The sequence below is a fragment of the Jannaschia seosinensis genome (assembly GCF_001408515.1).
In the GTDB taxonomy this organism is placed as follows: domain Bacteria; phylum Pseudomonadota; class Alphaproteobacteria; order Rhodobacterales; family Rhodobacteraceae; genus Jannaschia; species Jannaschia seosinensis.
In genome coordinates this window covers 1-1,105 of the sequence record NZ_CYPR01000133.1, presented here as the reverse complement: position 1 = coordinate 1,105, position 1,105 = coordinate 1, and the positions used below count along the sequence as shown (strand labels likewise).

At 61.0% G+C, this 1,105-nt stretch carries 1 protein-coding gene and 1 pseudogene; one reads left to right on the top strand and one right to left on the bottom strand.

Annotation, left to right across the window (positions count from 1 at the left end):
* Positions 1-157 (bottom strand): annotated as a pseudogene (locus tag JSE7799_RS20475) (IS1380 family transposase); the annotation flags it as partial.
* 410 nt (positions 158-567) lie between these two features.
* Here JSE7799_RS20475 and JSE7799_RS10365 point away from each other — a divergent pair.
* Positions 568-1,105 (top strand): transposase (locus JSE7799_RS10365; protein ID WP_503089884.1); only part of this gene is annotated, 538 nt, incomplete at its 3' end.

The following is a 1,105-nucleotide window of genomic DNA, read 5'->3' as shown; positions in this document are numbered from 1 at the left end:
AATCTGCGAGCCGCTGCGCCAGACCCGCCCTGCGCTCGATCTCGCGCAGCAGGGTCAGGCCGGCGTCGGAGCTCATGTCGGCGCCGTCAAACCCGAGCAGGACCGGCTTGCCATTGAGGGGTGACAGGCGGGGCGTGGAGCACGTAGACTGGGTCATGGCGGAGGTCGTCCTGCTGAAATCTGAATCTTTGGCGTCGATGACCAAGAAATACAGAGTTTCAGACGGTTACGCCACCTCCGCCGCCTTCTCGTGAATTATCCGGGTTAGTTGGGTCGGGTGAAGACTTCATAAATACTCAGTTTAAATTTTGACTTGGATACGGGTGTCGGTTTCACCGACGCCCGTTCTGTTCGTGGGCCCGAGAGGTCACACCATTTCAGAAGAATTCCGAAATTCGTAGCTGATACGATGATCGTCATGAATCTAAAATGTGCGGCTACTGGCTGGGTGAGAACGGCGGTGCAAAAGTCTGCCACGGTAGCGGCGGGATGAGCCTGCTGCGGGCGGCGTAAAAGTCGTCCACCTTTACCCTCTCTGGCGGCAGGGAGGGCGGGAGGATTTTCACCGTGGACTTGTATCGTAAGGTGCGATTGGCCTGTGCGGAGGGCATGAGCCAGCGGGCGGCGGCGCATCACTTCGGGATTTCGCGCGACAGCGTTCAGAAGATGTTGGCGTTCTCGATTCCTCCAGGATACCGGCGAACGGCGCCCGTGAAGCGGCCGAAGCTGGACGGGTTCACCGGGATCATCGACGGCTGGCTGGATGGCGATCGCGAGGTCCATCGCAAGCAGCGGCACACGGCGAAGCGGTTGTTCGAACGGCTCCGCGATGAGCATGGTTTCACCGGCGGCTATACGATCGTGAAGGACTACATGCGGGAGCGCGAGCGGCGCGGCCGAGAGATGTTCGTGCCGCTGGCGCATCCGCCCGGTCATGCCCAGGCCGACTTTGGCGAGGCGGTGGTCATCATCGACGGCGTCGAGCAGAAGGCGCATTTCTTCGTCATGGACCTGCCGCGCAGCGATGCCTGCTTTGTGCGCGCTTATCCCGCGGCGACAGCGGAAGCCTGGATTGATGGCCACGTCCACGCCTTCGCGTTCTTTG